Below are 14,923 nucleotides of genomic sequence, written 5' to 3'. Positions count from 1 at the left end.
CGGCGCCAACTCCGCCAGCAGTTGCGGGCATGGTTAATGTCCCGTTACCGGAATTTTTACAAACACGCTTCCAAGAGCGCATTGTCGAAACCGAACGAGCGCGCCTTTTCCAGCGTATAGGGACGCAGGCCCATCGAGCGGTATTCGCCGATGATCTTTCCGTCGGCGCTCTCATCCATATATTCGAATTTGAACAGCTCCTGCGTCACGATCACCGGGCCTTCCATGCCGATCACTTCGGTGATGTTGGTGACGCGGCGCGAACCGTCGCGCAGGCGCTTCACCTGAACGATCAGGTCGACCGAGTCGGCGATCTGGCGGCTGATCGCTTCCTTCGGAATCTTGATGTCGCCCATCATGACCATGTTTTCCATACGGCCGAGGCATTCGCGCGGGGAGTTGGAGTGGAGCGTGCACATCGATCCGTCATGGCCGGTGTTCATCGCGGAGAGCAGATCGAAACACTCCGACCCGCGAATTTCGCCGAGGATGATGCGATCCGGGCGCATACGCAGCGCGTTCTTGACCAGATCGCGGATGGTGATTTCGCCCTGACCCTCCAGGTTCGGCGGACGGGTTTCGAGCGGCAGCCAATGCGGCTGTTGCAGCTTGAGTTCCGCCGCGTCCTCGATCGTCAGCACGCGCTCGCCCGGATCGATCATCTTCGACAGCGCGTTGAGCATCGTGGTTTTGCCTGAACCGGTACCGCCCGAGATGACGACGTTGAAGCGGCACGCGCCGGCGATCTTGAGCACCGTCGCCATCTTGGTCGACATCGAACCGAAGCCTGCCATCATGTCGAGCGTGATCGGCTTGTCGGAGAATTTACGGATCGAGATCGCGGTGCCCTTGAGGCTCAGCGGCGGCACGATCACGTTGACGCGCGAGCCGTCCTTGAGGCGGGCGTCGGCGAGCGGGGTGGTCTGATCGACGCGGCGACCGACCGAGTTGCAGATGCGCTGGGCGATCTGGAACAGATGCTCCTCGTCGCGGAACTGGATGTTGGCGAGTTCGAGCTTGCCCTTGCGCTCGATAAAGGTCTGGTCGGGGCCGTTGACCATGATGTCGCTGATCGCGCTGTCGGACAGCAATTCTTCCAACGGGCCGAGACCGAGCAACTCGTCGACCAGCACTTTTTCCAGCGCGAACTGTTCGCGGCGGTTGAGCGTCAACTTCAGCTCGGCGAGCACTTCGCCGATGATCGGGCGGAATTCCTCGGCCAGCTCATCCTTGTTCAGGGTAGCGGCGGCCTCGGGATCGACGCGTTCGAGCAGGCGCGGGAGCACCTGTTCCTTGATGCGGTGGATCGACGCCTCGAAGCCCTCGTTGCGTGACGAGCCCGAATCGGCGGGGGCGGCTTGACGATCGGCGAGGCGCTGCATCGCATCGCTGTTGGACATGCTGCCCATGCTCGCATTGGGATCGCCGCTTTCCGGTTCACCCTGAATCGCACCGGGCAAGGGAACGTCGTGGAGCGGCGGAAACTGTTCGCCACCCGCAGCGTCGGACGGGCGAGCCGACGCGCCGCCCTGCATCGGACGCGCGACGCCAAAGGCTGGCCGCCCTGCCGATGCTCCAGGTCCGCTACGACGTCCGAATGCGCTCACGCCTTCACCCCCAATGGTCGAAGAATGCATCGATAAGGGCGAAGCTTTGACAATGTCCTAACCATTGCAGGATGGATTTATGGTTGCGGTTGATCCTGCCAGATCGTTGCGGCGCCAAACTACGAGGCGGGCGTCGGGTTCGTGATGGTGGTGCGGCAGACAGGCGACCGGGCGGTAATGCGGGCGGATCGCGCTGAGCAGCGTCGCTTCGGCGGTCAGGTTGCGGTCGATCCAGGTCGAGCCGGAGAGGGTGAGGATCGTGCCAGGGCGGCGCGCGGCGATGGCGCTGAGTTCAGTTTGTGGGTCGACGCCGAGCGAGCGGGATTCGCGGCTGGAGCTGAGGTGCGCGGTGAAGGCGTAGCGTGTGGCGAGGCAGGCGTCGGTCAACTGGTAATAGGCGACTGGCCCTTCGTGGATGTACAGGCATTGCGTGCTGACATCGGCGGGGAGGGCGGCGAGGACGGTTGCGGCATTGGCGCGATCGGTGGCGGCGATGCGCAGGTTGATCGCGGCATGGGCGAGCGGCCAGAGCATGGCGAGGACGAACAGGATCGGCCCGACGCGGCGGATGGCGAAGGCGTGTGCGATCAGTGGGCTGGCGGCGAGCAGCAGCGGCAGGGCATAATGCGGGAAATAGCCGCCGATCGCGATCAGATCGATTATGGCGATGGCGCACCAGCCGAGCAGGAAGGCAGTCTCGGGGGGCCAGACGGTGAAGCGTTTCGTGCGCGACCACAGGCCGAGCAGCGCGAGCAGGACGATGGGGGCGGTGAGGACGAGCGTGTCGCGCAGGTGCGCGAAGGCGGCGGCGTCTTGCGATGCGCCCTTGGCCAGAACCGAGAGAATGTTGGCCTGCCACCACGCGTCAAAATGGCCGAGCGCGGCGAAGATGGTTATGGCGATGAGGGTGGGCGTGGCCCCGGCGATGAGCAGGGGCATAGCGACCCGCGCGACTGCGACAGGCGAGCGGGTGCTGTGCCACGCCTGTACAAGCAGCCAGATTCCGAAGAACGCACCCTCGAACACCGCGTTGGTTTTGAGCTGGATAGCGACCCCAGCGTGCAGCATCGCGGCAATCGCGCGGCGGCGTTGCGCGGGTTCGGTGGGATCGGGGGCCGACAAAGTGAGCAGCGCGGCGAGTGCAAGCGGCAGGTTGTAGAAGACGGGTGTCTGCGTGGTCTCACCCCACAGCTCGTTCAGGCCCGCGAGGTAAAAGATGCCGACCATCGTCGCCGGAACCCAGCCGGCCCAGCGGCGCGCGATCAGCGCGACGGTGAAGGCGGTGGCGGCGGCGAACAGGGTGGCGACGATCTGTGCCGCCACAATGCCGTTGCCGGGGAGCGCGGCAATGAGTGCGAACAGGCCGAACAGCCCGGCGGGCTTGCGGTCCCATAGATCGACATAGGGGATCGCACCGTCCCAGATGCGGGTGCCGACAAGCAGGTAATATTGCTCGTCCAGCCCGGCGATCGGGTTGCCGAATTGCGGCGCGCGCAACACAATTGCGACGGTTAGCAGGATCGCCGCCACCGTCAGGCGCGGATGCTTCATCGCCGCACCCAGATCTGATGCCGGGTGTTCGGTTGGTCGGGATCGATGTCCTGAAAGCTGGCCTCCAGCCGGTAATCGCGCGCCAAGGTCTCTGCGATCAGCCGATCGTTGGCGACATTGCGCATCTGCCACGGCGAATTTTGCAGCGTGACGATGGCAAGGGGACGGCGGGCGAGCGCGCGGGCGAGTTCGGCATGCGGATCAACGCCGAGTGCGGGGCCGTCGCGCGAGGAGCGCAGATGATCGGTGAAAACGTAGCGGGTGACAGGGCAGGCGTGGGTCAGCGAATAGAGTGCGGTGAAGCCTTCATAGACGAACAGGCACTGGTCGCGGACCTCTGCTGGAATGGCGGCGGCGATGTCGTGGGCGCGGGCAGTCTCCATGCGTGAGACAGCGGCGTCGCGGGTAAGGGTCGAGACAAGCGGCGGGGCGGCGACGACCGCAAACACGGCGAGGCCGATCCAGCCGCGTGCGAGAACATGCGCCGCGAGGATGCTGAGCGGGAGCAGCACTGGCAGAAGATAATGCGGCCAGAAGGAACCGAGGATGGCGACTTCGATAATGGCGACGGTGGCCCATCCGGTGAGCAGGATCGTCGAGGCGCTGCGGTCGGCGCGCAGGGCGAGTACGAGACCGGCAAGACCGACCGCGAGCGCGGGGCCGCCGCGGATGAGCGTGACCAGCAGTTGCTCGGCGGCGAGCGCGTTGAAGCTCTCCTGCCGCAACAGGATCGATTCGACATTGGCGAACCAGAAGGCATCGAACGCACCGATGCGCGCATAGGCGGCGGCGGCGATCAGGCTGGGGAGGAGGCCCGCGACGATGTAGAGCGCGGCGCGGGCGGCGATGGCGGGCGGCTTCAGTCCCGCGCGCCAGTGAAGGGCGAGCAGGAACAGGCCGAACCATGCGCCCTCGATCGCGGCAGTTGGCTTGAGCTGAATGGCGAGGCCGCACAGCAGCATCGCGGCGGCGCTGAAGCGGATGTCGCGCGGGTTGCGGGCGACGTGCAGAATCGCGAGCGCGGCGACGCCGAGGAACAAATTGTAGAACACCGGCGTCTGCGTCGTCTGTCCCGCAAGCTGTCGCAGAAACACGAGATAGACGAATGCCGCGAGGATCGCGGGCAGAGTCGCGGTGCGCTTCGCCGCGAGATGAAAGACAATCCACGCGGTCGCGGCGGCGAACAGCGTGGCGATGATTTGCGACACGATCAGGCCGTTGCCGAACGCGCTCATCGCGGCGAACAGCGCGAACAGGCCGGGTGGCTTGCGGTCCCACAGATCGAGATAGGGGATCGCACCGTCCCACATGCGCTCGCCGATCAGCAGATAGAGTTGTTCGTCGAACCCGGCGACGGGGTTGCCGAATTGCGGCGCACGCAAAATGAAGGCGACGATGGCGAGGAAGGCGGCCACCACCAGCGGATGCGACACGCCTAAGCGGCGCACGCCCGGAACTTCGGTGCTGATCGTGGCCCCCTGCGCCATCCCCGCTTGCTGCACCAACAGGGTTAACGAGTTGCGAACGGCCTAGACGAACGGACCCTTGGCGCGTCTGCGGGCCGTCCCGGGCGGCATGCCCGCAAGCGACCCGAACTCGCGCGTCATATGCGCCTGATCGGCATAGCCGGTCGCGGCGGCGGTGTCGGCGAGTGGGGTGTCAGGCGATTGCAGCATCGCCATCGCCTCCCGAAAGCGCAGCAGCCGCAAATAGCTGCGCGGCGGCATGCCGGTTTCGCGCGCGAACAAGCGTTGCAGCTGACGCGGCGAGAGGCCGGTGCTGCGGGCAAGTGCCGCGACGCTGTCGGCAGTGCGGATCGCGGCGATCGGCGGGGGTCGGATGCCGTCGAATGCGGCGGTCAGGCGTGGCATGGCGACGCCAGCCTCGGGAAGCAACGCCGCAAGTGGATCGTCCTCCGCCAGCGGCCGCCAGTTATCGACGAAACCGGGGCAGGGCGTGCGGCCGATCATGTGCCATGCCCATGGCCACAGCTTGATCGCGGTGAATCGCGCATCGGCGCTGAAGCGCAGCCGGGCAGGGGTGAGCGCGAGGCCGGTGACAAACAACGACGGCTGCTCGCTGCGCCAGATCGAGCGTCCCGAATGCCGCCGGATCAGTTCGATACAGCCGTCCGGCACTGCCTCGTAATCGACCCACTCGTTACCGGCGGCCGACATCGTCCAGATCGCGGCGACGAGGCCGTCCAGTTCCGGCGGCAGCGGGGTTTCGGCATAGTCCATGAGACCGGCATCGCATGTCGCATCCGTTCAAGCCAGCGGCGGCGGCCTGCGGTATCCGGGCGCAGATGGGAGGACGAATGATGATCCGGTTGATGTTTGCGCTTTCGATGCTTGCGGTGCCGGTGTCCGCCAGTGACGGGTCCGGGCTGCCCGACTGGCTTGCCGGACGCTGGTGCGGGGAGGACGGACCGCAGGGCCAGACCTGCGAGCAATGGCAGCGTGGGGCGGGCGGCACGATGCTGGGAACGTCGCAGACGGTGAAGGGGGACGAGACCGTGGGGTTCGAGTTTCTGCGGATTGCGATGGATGGCACGACGCCGGTGTATTTCGCCCAGCCCGGAGGCAAGCCGCCGGTGGCGTTTCGCGCCGTCCCGGGCGGCGAGGGCGTGACCTTCGTCAATGCCGCGCATGATTACCCGCAGCGGATTCACTATCGCGCGGATGGCGACGGGATGATCGCGGAAATCTCGCTGGCGGATGGCAGCGAGGCGATGCGCTGGCGGTTGCGCAAGGCGGACTGACCGATCCTGACCGTGGATGCTGTGCGGCGATCCTGTGAGGTGGCCGCATCGCAATTCAACAGGGGTCACCGATGTTCACATTCTTTCTGTCGCTTTTCACGATGTTCATGACTCCGGTCGGCCTTGCCGCCGACGCGATGCCGGCCGCTGTGCCTGCGCAGGCGGCGGTTGCCCCACGGCTCGACTGGCTGGACGGCATCTGGCGCACCGATGCGCTGGAGATGAAGTGCGGTATGACCAAGATCGGCATCGCGTGCCGTGAAGAAGGGCAGGGCGAGACGATGAAGGGCGCGGCGGCCGACCTGGCGTTTACCGACGGCGATGGTGCGGCTTCGACGCTCAGCGTCACCTTGCCGTCGGTGCCACCGAGCAATTTTACGGAGGTTTCGCGGGAGGGGCAGAGCGTGACCTTCGAGATGAAGACCAAGGTCGGGATGGCGCGGTTGCGCTTCACGCGGACGGGCGACGAACTGAAGATCGAGCGCGGGAACCCGCAGGCATGGGCGACGACGATGACGTATCGGAAAGGGTGAGGGCGGATCGAAACAAAAAGGCCGCGGGATCGCTCCCGCGGCCTTTTTGTCTCCGGCTAAGGAGCGTTATTCCGCCTTTTCGGCCAGCACCGTCAGACCGCGTTCGTTGACCTCGGCAAAGCCGCCTTCGATGCGGATCAGCTGGGGCGTTTCGCTCATCGAGCTCTTGTAGATTTCGATATTGCCGTCGCGGACAGTGGACATCAGCGGGGCATGGCCCTCCAGCACGCCGAAGTCGCCCTCGGTGCCGGGAACGACGACCATATGGACCTCCTCGGAGCGAACGAGGCGTTCAGGGGTGACAAGTTCAAAGTTCAGCATGTCCGGTCTGATCCTATGCCCTCTCCCGTGAAGGCGGGAGAGGGCTAGAGAGAAAGTTACGCGTCGGCGGCCAGCTTCTGGGCCTTGGCGATCACGTCATCGATGCCGCCGACCATGTAGAAGGCGTTTTCGGGGAGGTGGTCGTAATCGCCTTTGACCACAGCCGCGAACGACTTGATCGTGTCCTCGATCTGCACGAACGCGCCGGGGATGCCGGTGAAGACTTCGGCGACGTGGAACGGCTGCGACAAGAACTTTTGAATCTTGCGCGCGCGCGAGACGGTCAGCTTATCCTCTTCCGACAGCTCGTCCATGCCAAGGATCGCGATGATGTCCTGAAGCGACTTGTACTTCTGAAGCGTCGATTGGACGGCGCGGGCGGTTTCGTAATGCTCCTGGCCGACGACACGTGGCTCAAGCACGCGGCTGGTGGAGTCGAGTGGATCGACTGCCGGATAGATGCCCAGCTCCGAAATTGCGCGATTGAGAACGGTCGTCGCATCCAAGTGAGCGAACGACGTTGCAGGGGCCGGATCGGTGAGATCGTCCGCAGGGACGTACACGGCCTGAACCGACGTAATCGAACCCTTGTTGGTCGAGGTGATGCGCTCCTGCAGGGCGCCCATGTCGGTCGACAGGGTCGGCTGATAGCCCACGGCCGATGGAATACGGCCGAGCAGCGCGGACACTTCCGCGCCCGCCTGGGTGAAACGGAAGATGTTGTCGACGAAGAACAGCACGTCCTGCCCTTCGACATCGCGGAAATACTCGGCGATCGTCAGGCCCGACAGCGCAACACGAGCGCGTGCACCGGGAGGCTCGTTCATCTGGCCGAATACGAGGGCGACCTTCGAGCCTTCCGACTGCGGATTGCCGTCGGCATCCTTGGCGATGACGCCTGCGTCGAGGAACTCGTGGTAGAGATCGTTGCCTTCACGCGTGCGCTCACCGACGCCCGCGAACACCGAGGTGCCGCCATGGCCCTTGGCGATGTTGTTGATGAGTTCCTGGATAAGCACGGTCTTGCCCACGCCGGCGCCGCCGAACAGGCCGATCTTGCCGCCCTTTGCATAAGGGGCGAGCAAGTCGATGACCTTGATGCCGGTGACCAGGATCGAGCTTTCGGTCGACTGATCGACGAACAACGGCGCGTCGGCGTGGATCGGCATCGTCGTCTCGGCATTCACCGGGCCGCGCTCGTCGATCGGCTCACCGATGACGTTGAGGATGCGACCGAGCGTTGCCGGGCCGACGGGAACGCGGATCTGCGAACCGGTGGCGCGAACGGCCTGACCGCGGGTCAGACCCTCGGTTGCGTCCATCGCGATCGTGCGAACCGTACTCTCGCCGAGGTGCTGGGCGACCTCAAGGACGAGGCGGTTGCCGTTATTGTCGGTTTCGAGCGCCGACAGGATCGCGGGAAGCTCACCGTCGAAGCTGACATCGACGACCGCGCCGATGATCTGGCTGATGCGACCGGTGGCGGCACCGGTCACGGGTGCTGCTGCGGTCGGCGTGCCGGATGTGGCCTTGGGCGCGCGCGGCTTGCGGGCGGGCTTTTCTGCGATGGGGGCTGCGGATGCCATGTCTCTTGTCCTTGCTTGGCGTATGCTGCGATCAGGGTTGTTGGGTGTTGCCGGCTGCGGGAGCCGGTTCGTCGGAGGTCGTGGGGCGCTGAAGCGTCACGGTGATGCGGCGTGGGGTGTCGCCGGTGACGGCGATCGCAAAGGGGGCAGCGTCGATCATGCCATCTGCGGCCTGCTCCTTCGCCAGGGCGTCGAGCGCGCCCGCACCCTTGATGCCATATTGAAACAGAAAGGCGCTGACGATGTCGGCCAGCCGCTTTTTCGCGGTATCGGCATTGGCCTCGTCGGTGACCGGCAGCGTAAAGACGATGCGGTCGATCGCCGCTGGGTCCATGCCGGTCACATCGACCGTGCCGCGATTGGGATTTTTCGCGTCCGACTGCGACAGCGTAATTGCCGCGCCCTTGGCTGCGAAGCCAGTGGCGGCCTTTTCATAAGCACCGAGGCGGAAGCCGAACTGGTTGAGTTTAGCCATAGTCTCCGATGGCACGCCGAACACGCGGTCCCAGCCCTTCAGATCGGCAGCCTCGTTGCGCAGCGCTGCTTCCTGCTCGGCAATCGTCGGCGCGGCAGGCTGCGCATTGCAGCCCGCGAGCATGGCGATCGCCGGGAGAAGGAGGAACGCGGCGCGCATATTACAGGGCTTCCGCGCCCGAGATGATCTCGACCAGCTCGGTCGTGATCGCGGCCTGGCGGGTGCGATTATACTGGATGTTCAGGCGCTTGATCATGTCACCCGCGTTGCGCGTGGCATTATCCATTGCCGTCATCTTGCTGCCTTGCTCCGACGCGGCGTTCTCGCGCATCGCGCGGAACAGCTGGATCGCGACGTTGCGCGGCAACAGGTCGGCGAGGATTGCTTCCTCGTCCGGTTCGTAGATCACGGCGGCGGGAGCGGCCTGGCTTGTCGGCTTGCCCTCGGGAACCGAGGTCGGCGCGACCGGAATGATCTGCTGCTCGGTCGGCTCCTGCGTCATCACTGACTTGAAGTTCGAATAGAACAGGTGCGCGACGTCGAACTCACCGGCTTCATAACGGGCGACGAGATCCTCGGCGTAACCGCGCGCATCGGCAAAGGCGAGCTTGCCCAGATCGCCGGGTTCGATCGAGTGGATGAAGTCTTTCGGATAGAGCCGGTTCAGCACCGCGCGGCCCTTGCGACCGATGGTGTAGAATTTCACCGTCTTGCCCTCGGCGATCATCTCACCGGCGCGCTTGCGCGCGAGGCGGGCGATGTTGGTGTTGAACGCGCCAGCCAGGCCCTTGTCCGACGTGGCGACGACGAACAGGTGGACCTGATCCTTGCCGGTGCCCGCGAGCAGTTTCGGCGAGGATTCACTGACCGTCACCTTGGAGGCGAGGCTGGCGACGACGCTTTCGAGGCGCTGCGCATAGGGACGACCGGCCTCCGCCGCCTCCTGCGCACGGCGCAGTTTCGCAGCGGCGACCATCTTCATCGCCTTGGTGATCTTCTGGGTCGATTTGACCGAGTTGATCCGAACCTTGAGTGCCTTGAGAGAGGCCATGTCTTCCCTTACCGCACGAGACCCCGGCTTGCGCCGGGGTGACGGTTATCAGTGATTAAGCGAAGGTCTTGCTGAACGCTTCGAGCGCGTCCTTGAGCTTCGCACGGACATCATCGCCCAGATCCTTGCTGTCGCGGATCGATGTGAGGATATCGGCGTGCTTCGACCGCATTTCCGAGAGCATCGCCTGCTCGTAGCGAACCACGTCGTTGACCGGCACAGCGTCGATATAACCCTGTGTGCCCGCGAAGATCGAAACCGTCTGCTCCTCGAACGGCAGCGGGCTGAACTGCGGCTGCTTGAGCAGCTCGGTCAAACGCGCACCACGGTTCAGCAGCTTCTGGGTCGAGGCATCGAGGTCGGAGCCGAACTGCGCGAACGCCGCCATTTCACGATATTGCGCCAGCTCCAGCTTGATCGAGCCGGCGACCTTCTTCATCGCCTTGGTCTGTGCCGCCGAACCCACGCGGCTGACCGACAGGCCGACGTTGATCGCCGGACGAATGCCCGCGAAGAACAGGTCGGTTTCAAGGAAAATCTGGCCGTCGGTGATCGAGATCACGTTGGTCGGAATATAGGCCGACACGTCGCCTGCCTGCGTTTCGATGATCGGCAGTGCGGTCAGCGAGCCGTTGCCATTGGCATCGTTCAGCTTCGCGGCACGCTCCAGCAGGCGGCTGTGGAGATAGAAAACGTCGCCGGGATAGGCTTCGCGGCCCGGAGGGCGACGCAGCAGCAGCGACATCTGACGATAGGCGACGGCCTGCTTGGACAGATCGTCGAACACGATCAGTGCGTGCATGCCATTGTCGCGGAAATACTCGCCCATCGCGGTGCCGGTATAGGGCGCGAGGAACTGCAGCGGGGCAGGCTCCGACGCGGTCGCGGCGACGACGATGGAATACTCCATCGCGCCATTCTCTTCGAGCGTCTTGACCAGCTGAGCGACGGTCGAACGCTTCTGACCGACAGCGACATAGACGCAATAGAGCTTCTTGCTCTCGTCATCGCCAGCATTGACCGACTTCTGATTGATGAAGGTGTCGATCGCGACGGCCGACTTGCCGGTCTGGCGATCGCCGATGATCAGTTCGCGCTGGCCGCGGCCAACGGGGACGAGGGCGTCGATCGCCTTCAGGCCCGTCTGCACGGGCTCATGCACCGACTTGCGCGGGATGATGCCGGGCGCTTTGACTTCGACGCGCGAGCGCTGGTCGGAGACGATCGGGCCCTTGCCGTCGATCGGGTTGCCGAGGCCGTCCACGACGCGGCCGAGCAGCCCCTTGCCAACGGGAACGTCCACGATGGTGCCGGTCCGCTTGACGACGTCGCCTTCCTTGATCTCGGCGTCGGAGCCGAAGATCACGACGCCGACATTGTCGGCTTCGAGGTTCAGGGCCATGCCCTGCACGCCGTTGGCGAACTCGACCATTTCGCCCGCCTGGACGTTGTCGAGGCCGTGGACGCGCGCGATGCCGTCACCGACGCTGAGCACCTGGCCGGTCTCGCTGACCTCTGCTTCGGTGCCGAAATTGGCGATCTGGTCCTTGATGACCTTCGAGATTTCTGCGGCGCGGATATCCATTGTCTTAGCCTTCAGCCTTTCATCGCGTGCGCGAGGGAGTTCAGACGAGTCTTGATCGACGAATCGATCATCTGGGAGCCGATCTTCACGACCAGGCCGCCCAGGAGCGAGGGATCGACCGAAAGGTCGACAGTGACGTCACGACCGACGCGCTGGCGCAATTGCGCCTTCAGCCCGTCGATCTGATCGGTGGAAAGCGGATGTGCCGAAACGACTTCTGCGCTCATCTCGCCGCGATGGTTCGCGGCCAGCGCGCGGAAGGCGGCGATGACGGCGGGGAGCGCGTTCAGACGGCGATTCTGCGCGAGCACGCCGAGGAAGTTGCTGGTGGTCGCATCGAGGCCCAGCACCTTCGCCGCCGCCGCCACACCGCGTGCGGCATCGTTGCGACCGATCAGCGGGCTGGATGTCAGCGACGCGAAGTCAGCCGATTCGGCCAGCGCACGCTTGACCGTGGACAGGCTCGATTCGACGGTGTCGATCGACCCGCCGTCGCGCGCCAATTCAAACAACGCAGTCGCGTAGCGCCCACTTAGGCTGGCCTGAATACCGCCGGAATTATCCACGGATGCGTGCTTCCTCTTCGGAGTCTCGAAAATGGCCCCATGCGAAAAAGGGGCGCGCCGATGAGGCAGCCCCGATGGGTTGGCGCGCGACTAGCAAAGGGGGGCGGGGGATGCAACCCGGCTGGCAGGCAGAACGCGACTCCATAGCTTGTCCCCGGTGATTGCTTGGCTAGGATGGTGCCGGGATTTTCAGGGGGCTGACATGAAATTGGCGAATCGGCGCATTCCTTGGGCAATGGCTGTGCTAGCGGGTGTTGCAGCAGCGATGCCGGCACGAGCCGAGGCGGTGCGGATGACGGGGAAGTTCGCGGCACCCTATCGGGAAGCGGCGCTGCTGGAGTCGCTGCGGATCGGGCGGTTTTCGGGGCAGGACGGGCCGCAGCTGGAAATGGCGATCGAGCGCGCGCTGTCGCGGCCGGATATAGAAGGTAAGCCGCATTTCGATATCGTCGGCGGGCGTGGCGGCGATGCCGATGGCGTGCTGAGTGGCAATGTAACGAGCGGGGTTCAGGAAAGCCGATTCAAGCGCAAAGAGAAGAAGTGCGTCGAGCGCGAGGGCGGCAAGGACAGCGGCAAGTGCCTGAAGGAAGAAGAGGTCGAGATCGACTGCACCCGGCGTGTCGTCAACGTGACCGCCGATCTGCGGCTGGCGCGGCGGGATGATGGGCGGGTGGTCTATTCGACCGGCAAACCGAGGCGCGACGAGACGAGCTGGTGCCGGGGACAAAATCCGCCGCGGACGGCGGAGGAGGCGATTCGCGGGATGGTGCTGGCGATTGCGGACGATGTCCGCCGCGATATCGCGCCGACAGTGGAGACCTACAACATCCGGTTTCGGGAGAGCCCCAAGGGCTTGCCCAAGCCGCTCAACCGACCGTTCAAGGATATCGTCAAGCAGACGCAGCGTGATTTACGCGCAGCATGCGCGGCGTGGGGCGTGATGGATGCGCAGGCACCGAACCATCCCTCGATCACGTTCGATTTGGGGCTGTGTGCGGAGGCGGCGGGGGATTTCCCGCGTGCGCGCGAATATTATCGCCGCGCCGCGCCGCTGATCGGGCGGGGGAACAATGAGGCGACGACCGGGCTGGAGCGGGTCGACCGGCTGATCGCGGCGCAGGAGGACGACGCGGCGCGAACGCCGCGTCGTTGATCCTTAGCGGTTGCCGCCCTGACGGGCGCCGCTGGTGCTGCCCTTGCCGCCCTGACCGGCGGGGCGGGCGGACCAGGTCTTTTTGCGTGGGCCGTAATGGCGTGGCGCGTCGCCCTCAGCACGGGGGGCCGCAGTGCCCAGCGTCTGGCGGTCGCCGCGTGGACGATCGCCGCCGACCGGATTGGCGCGGGGGTCGCGCTGCTTCTGGCCCTGGCGATAGCTGGCGTTGCGGTCCTGCATCGTGCGGCCATGACGGCCGTTCTGCTCGTCGCGGCTGACCGGAATGGGGCCGCGCGTCGCCTTGATCCGGGCGGATTCGGCGAGGAACCCTTCCGGCAATGGCACGACGGTGACCTTTTGGCGGATCAGCTTCTCGATATCGCGCAGGTACGGACGCTCGTCATCGGCGCAATAGCTGACGGCGAGGCCGCTGGCGCCGGCGCGGGCGGTGCGGCCAATGCGGTGGACGTACTGGTCCGGCACGTTGGGCAGTTCGAAGTTGAACACGTGGCTGACGCCCGACACGTCGATGCCGCGTGCGGCGATGTCGGTGGCGACCAGCACCTTGACCTTGCCCGCCTTGAACTCGGCCAAAGCCCGCTCGCGCTGCGGCTGGCTCTTGTTACCGTGGATCGCGTTGGCGGGGACACCGCTGGCCGCGAGCAGCTTCACGACGCGGTCGGCGCCATGCTTGGTGCGGGTGAAGACCAGTGCACGCTCGACCGCTTCGTCACGCAGGGCGATGGTGAGCAGCGACTGCTTTTCCGCCTGATTGACGAAGGTCACCGTCTGCTCGACGCGCTCGGCGGTGGTGGCGACCGGGGTCACCTTCACTTCGACCGGGTTCTTGATGAACTGACCGGCCAGCTCGCGGATCGTCTTTGGCATGGTGGCGCTGAAGAACAGCGTCTGGCGCTGCGACGGCAGCTCGCGGACGATGCGCTTGAGGGCGTGGATAAAGCCCAGGTCCATCATCTGGTCGGCTTCGTCGAGCACCAGGATCTCGATGCCGAGCAGGATCGCATAGCATTGGTCGATCAGGTCGACGAGGCGACCGGGGGTGGCGACGACGATGTCGACGCCGCGGGCAAGATCGGTCTTGTTCTTGTGGATCGAGGTGCCGCCGAACAGCGTCGTGACGCTGAGCTTGCTGCCCTTGCTGTAGTCACGCGCGCTCTCGGCGATCTGGCTGGCCAGTTCGCGGGTCGGGGCGAGGACGAGCATCCGGCAACCGCGCGGCTGCGGACGCTTTCCGCTAGCGATCAGGCGGTCGATCGAGGGGAGCATGAACGCGGCGGTCTTGCCGGTGCCGGTCTGGGCGATGCCGAGCAGGTCGCGCCCTTCGAGCAGCGACGGGATCGACTGCGCCTGAATCGGGGTCGCTTCGGTATAACCCTTGGTCGCGAGCGCAGCCAAAGTGGTCTCGGACAGGCCGAGATGTGCGAATTTCGTCAATGGAATCTTCTTTGTAATAAAGCCGACGCGCACGCCGAAAGCGCGCACGGAGGCGGGGTCAACGAACCCCATCAAAGTGATACTTTGATGGGACCCAGGGGTGACAACCCGCGTGACAGGGGAGCCTGTAATCAACCGAGGCGGAGCCGGGGCGTGCGGGTTTCCCGCGCACGACCGATCACGCTGCATAACGCCTCGCTGGGCGGGGATATGGCAGGAGTGCTGCCGGAAGTCAAGGTGGGAGCGGTTGACAGTCTTGACACAATTGCGTGGTTTGGA

At 64.9% G+C, this 14,923-nt stretch carries 14 protein-coding genes; 3 read left to right on the top strand and 11 right to left on the bottom strand.

The genetic code is table 11. The features are described 5' to 3' along the window. Positions 1-56 precede the first annotated feature (56 nt). Genes U1702_RS08890 through U1702_RS08875 form a run of 4 tightly spaced genes read right to left on the bottom strand, consistent with a single transcriptional unit; the run spans position 57 to position 5,398 of the window. Positions 57-1,607 (bottom strand): TadA family conjugal transfer-associated ATPase, encoded by a 1,551-nt coding sequence (locus U1702_RS08890; protein WP_332723654.1) that lies wholly within the window; start codon positions 1,605-1,607, stop codon positions 57-59. A gap of 57 nt (positions 1,608-1,664) precedes the next feature. Then, on the bottom strand, positions 1,665-3,158 hold the full coding sequence (locus tag U1702_RS08885; RefSeq protein WP_332723653.1) for a hypothetical protein: 1,494 nt from the start codon (positions 3,156-3,158) through the stop codon (positions 1,665-1,667). Beyond that, complete coding sequence (locus U1702_RS08880) at positions 3,155-4,645, bottom strand: ArnT family glycosyltransferase (RefSeq protein WP_332723652.1); 1,491 nt, start codon at positions 4,643-4,645, stop codon at positions 3,155-3,157. The genes U1702_RS08885 and U1702_RS08880 overlap by 4 nt, the downstream gene beginning before the upstream one ends. 42 nt (positions 4,646-4,687) lie before the next feature. After that, positions 4,688-5,398, bottom strand: a complete 711-nt coding sequence (locus U1702_RS08875; protein WP_332723651.1) for a helix-turn-helix domain-containing protein — start codon at positions 5,396-5,398, stop codon at positions 4,688-4,690. A 77-nt stretch (positions 5,399-5,475) separates the two neighbouring features. On the opposite strand from U1702_RS08875, the gene U1702_RS08870 reads away from it, so the two are divergent. Together U1702_RS08870 and U1702_RS08865 are read left to right on the top strand one after the other, a co-directional pair. Beyond that, entirely contained in the window at positions 5,476-5,919 is a 444-nt protein-coding gene (locus U1702_RS08870) for a DUF6265 family protein (protein ID WP_332723650.1), read from the top strand. Between the two features lie 71 nt (positions 5,920-5,990). Further along, on the top strand, positions 5,991-6,452 hold the full coding sequence (locus tag U1702_RS08865; protein WP_332723649.1) for a hypothetical protein: 462 nt from the start codon (positions 5,991-5,993) through the stop codon (positions 6,450-6,452). A 66-nt stretch (positions 6,453-6,518) separates the two neighbouring features. On the opposite strand, the gene U1702_RS08860 is transcribed toward U1702_RS08865, so the two are convergent. Genes U1702_RS08860 through U1702_RS08835 form a run of 6 tightly spaced genes read right to left on the bottom strand, consistent with a single transcriptional unit; the run spans position 6,519 to position 12,036 of the window. Then, positions 6,519-6,773 (bottom strand): ATP synthase F1 subunit epsilon, encoded by a 255-nt coding sequence (locus U1702_RS08860; protein ID WP_332723648.1) that lies wholly within the window; start codon positions 6,771-6,773, stop codon positions 6,519-6,521. 56 nt (positions 6,774-6,829) lie between these two features. After that, on the bottom strand, positions 6,830-8,359 hold the full coding sequence (gene atpD / locus U1702_RS08855; protein WP_332723647.1) for a F0F1 ATP synthase subunit beta: 1,530 nt from the start codon (positions 8,357-8,359) through the stop codon (positions 6,830-6,832). 31 nt (positions 8,360-8,390) lie between these two features. Next, complete coding sequence (locus tag U1702_RS08850; RefSeq protein ID WP_332723646.1) at positions 8,391-8,993, bottom strand: hypothetical protein; 603 nt, start codon at positions 8,991-8,993, stop codon at positions 8,391-8,393. A gap of 1 nt (position 8,994) precedes the next feature. Continuing rightward, on the bottom strand, positions 8,995-9,885 hold the full coding sequence (locus U1702_RS08845) for a F0F1 ATP synthase subunit gamma (protein ID WP_332723645.1): 891 nt from the start codon (positions 9,883-9,885) through the stop codon (positions 8,995-8,997). A 55-nt stretch (positions 9,886-9,940) separates the two neighbouring features. Next, positions 9,941-11,470: a F0F1 ATP synthase subunit alpha gene (gene atpA / locus U1702_RS08840; RefSeq protein WP_332723644.1), complete on the bottom strand. Its 1,530-nt coding sequence runs from the start codon at positions 11,468-11,470 to the stop codon at positions 9,941-9,943. A gap of 11 nt (positions 11,471-11,481) precedes the next feature. Beyond that, positions 11,482-12,036 (bottom strand): F0F1 ATP synthase subunit delta, encoded by a 555-nt coding sequence (locus U1702_RS08835; RefSeq protein ID WP_332723643.1) that lies wholly within the window; start codon positions 12,034-12,036, stop codon positions 11,482-11,484. 265 nt (positions 12,037-12,301) lie between these two features. Here U1702_RS08835 and U1702_RS08830 point away from each other — a divergent pair, with 265 nt between their 5' ends. Further along, positions 12,302-13,189 (top strand): tetratricopeptide repeat protein, encoded by an 888-nt coding sequence (locus U1702_RS08830; protein WP_332723642.1) that lies wholly within the window; start codon positions 12,302-12,304, stop codon positions 13,187-13,189. Between the two features lie 3 nt (positions 13,190-13,192). Here U1702_RS08830 and U1702_RS08825 read toward each other — a convergent pair whose 3' ends face one another. Next, positions 13,193-14,716, bottom strand: a complete 1,524-nt coding sequence (locus tag U1702_RS08825; protein WP_332723641.1) for a DEAD/DEAH box helicase — start codon at positions 14,714-14,716, stop codon at positions 13,193-13,195. Between the last annotated feature and the right edge of the window lie 207 nt (positions 14,717-14,923).

The organism is Sphingomonas sp. LT1P40, assembly GCF_036663835.1.
In the GTDB taxonomy this organism is placed as follows: domain Bacteria; phylum Pseudomonadota; class Alphaproteobacteria; order Sphingomonadales; family Sphingomonadaceae; genus Sphingomonas.
This window is presented reverse-complemented; position numbering and strand designations above follow the sequence as displayed.

Bases quoted from the DNA above. Each gene is read 5' to 3' on its own strand.
- U1702_RS08880 (WP_332723652.1), bottom strand. From the start codon at position 4,645: ATGGCGCAGGGGGCCACGATCAGCACCGAAGTTCCGGGCGTGCGCCGC.
- U1702_RS08865 (WP_332723649.1), top strand. From the start codon at position 5,991: ATGTTCACATTCTTTCTGTCGCTTTTCACGATGTTCATGACTCCGGTC.
- U1702_RS08875 (WP_332723651.1), bottom strand. From the start codon at position 5,398: ATGGACTATGCCGAAACCCCGCTGCCGCCGGAACTGGACGGCCTCGTC.
- atpA (WP_332723644.1), bottom strand. From the start codon at position 11,470: ATGGATATCCGCGCCGCAGAAATCTCGAAGGTCATCAAGGACCAGATC.
- U1702_RS08850 (WP_332723646.1), bottom strand. From the start codon at position 8,993: ATGCGCGCCGCGTTCCTCCTTCTCCCGGCGATCGCCATGCTCGCGGGC.
- U1702_RS08845 (WP_332723645.1), bottom strand. From the start codon at position 9,885: ATGGCCTCTCTCAAGGCACTCAAGGTTCGGATCAACTCGGTCAAATCG.
- atpD (WP_332723647.1), bottom strand. From the start codon at position 8,359: ATGGCATCCGCAGCCCCCATCGCAGAAAAGCCCGCCCGCAAGCCGCGC.
- U1702_RS08870 (WP_332723650.1), top strand. From the start codon at position 5,476: ATGATGATCCGGTTGATGTTTGCGCTTTCGATGCTTGCGGTGCCGGTG.
- U1702_RS08860 (WP_332723648.1), bottom strand. From the start codon at position 6,773: ATGCTGAACTTTGAACTTGTCACCCCTGAACGCCTCGTTCGCTCCGAG.
- U1702_RS08885 (WP_332723653.1), bottom strand. From the start codon at position 3,158: ATGAAGCATCCGCGCCTGACGGTGGCGGCGATCCTGCTAACCGTCGCA.
- U1702_RS08830 (WP_332723642.1), top strand. From the start codon at position 12,302: ATGCCGGCACGAGCCGAGGCGGTGCGGATGACGGGGAAGTTCGCGGCA.
- U1702_RS08825 (WP_332723641.1), bottom strand. From the start codon at position 14,716: ATGGGGTTCGTTGACCCCGCCTCCGTGCGCGCTTTCGGCGTGCGCGTC.